Genomic DNA, 1,433 nt, shown 5'->3' on the forward strand with positions numbered 1-1,433 from the left:
TCTCGTGACTGCGTGCCTTTTGAAGAATGAGCCTGCGAGTTTGCGGTGTGTTGCGAGGTTAACCCGTGTGGGGAAGCCGTAGCGAAAGCGAGTCCGAACAGGGCGGTGGAGTAGCACGCTCAAGACCCGAAGCGGAGTGATCTAGCCATGGGCAGGTTGAAGCGGAGGTAAGACTTCGTGGAGGACCGAACCCACCAGGGTTGAAAACCTGGGGGATGACCTGTGGTTAGGGGTGAAAGGCCAATCAAACTCCGTGATAGCTGGTTCTCCCCGAAATGCATTTAGGTGCAGCGTCGTGTGTTTCTTGCCGGAGGTAGAGCACTGGATAGGCGATGGGCCCTACCGGGTTACTGACCTTAGCCAAACTCCGAATGCCGGTAAGTGAGAGCGCGGCAGTGAGACTGTGGGGGATAAGCTCCATGGTCGAGAGGGAAACAGCCCAGAGCATCGACTAAGGCCCCTAAGCGTACGCTAAGTGGGAAAGGATGTGGAGTCGCACAGACAACCAGGAGGTTGGCTTAGAAGCAGCCACCCTTGAAAGAGTGCGTAATAGCTCACTGGTCTAGTGATTCCGCGCCGACAATGTAGCGGGGCTCAAGCGTACCGCCGAAGTCGTGTCATTCACATAATAGGGCCAACGCCTGTGTGGATGGGTAGGGGAGCGTCGTCTGCCGGGTGAAGCAGCACCGGAAGGTAGTTGTGGACGGTTGACGAGTGAGAATGCAGGCATGAGTAGCGATTCACACGTGAGAAACGTGTGCGCCGATTGACTAAGGGTTCCTGGGTCAAGCTGATCTGCCCAGGGTAAGTCGGGACCTAAGGCGAGGCCGACAGGCGTAGTCGATGGATAACCGGTTGATATTCCGGTACCCGCTGTGAAGCGTCAAACATCGAGCATCGTGATGCTAAGGCCGTGAAGCCGCCCCGGAGCCTTCGGGCAAAGGGGAGTGGTGGAGCCGCCGGACCAAGCGGTTAGTAGGTGAGTGATGGGGTGACGCAGGAAGGTAGTCCATCCCGGGCGGTGGTTGTCCCGGGGTAAGGGTGTAGCCCGAGTGGTAGGCAAATCCGCCACTCATCAAGGGTGAGACCTGATGCCGAGCCGATTGTGGTGAAGTGGATGATCCTATGCTGTCGAGAAAAGCCTCTAGCGAGTTTCATGGCGGCCCGTACCCTAAACCGACTCAGGTGGTCAGGTAGAGAATACCGAGGCGTTCGGGTGAACTATGGTTAAGGAACTCGGCAAAATGCCCCCGTAACTTCGGGAGAAGGGGGGCCACACCTGGTGATGATCTTTACGGTCTGAGCTGGGGGTGGCCGCAGAGACCAGCGAGAAGCGACTGTTTACTAAAAACACAGGTCCGTGCGAAGCCGTAAGGCGATGTATACGGACTGACGCCTGCCCGGTGCTGGAACGTTAAGGGGACCGGTTAGCT

Annotated in this window: 1 rRNA gene; it reads left to right on the plus strand. The window is 57.4% G+C overall.

Features of this window, described 5'->3' with window-relative positions:
- Nucleotides 1-1,433 (plus strand): 23S ribosomal RNA (locus ACZ7EC_RS32740); the annotation flags it as partial.

It is taken from the genome of Streptomyces sp. NPDC037203, from assembly GCF_055605065.1.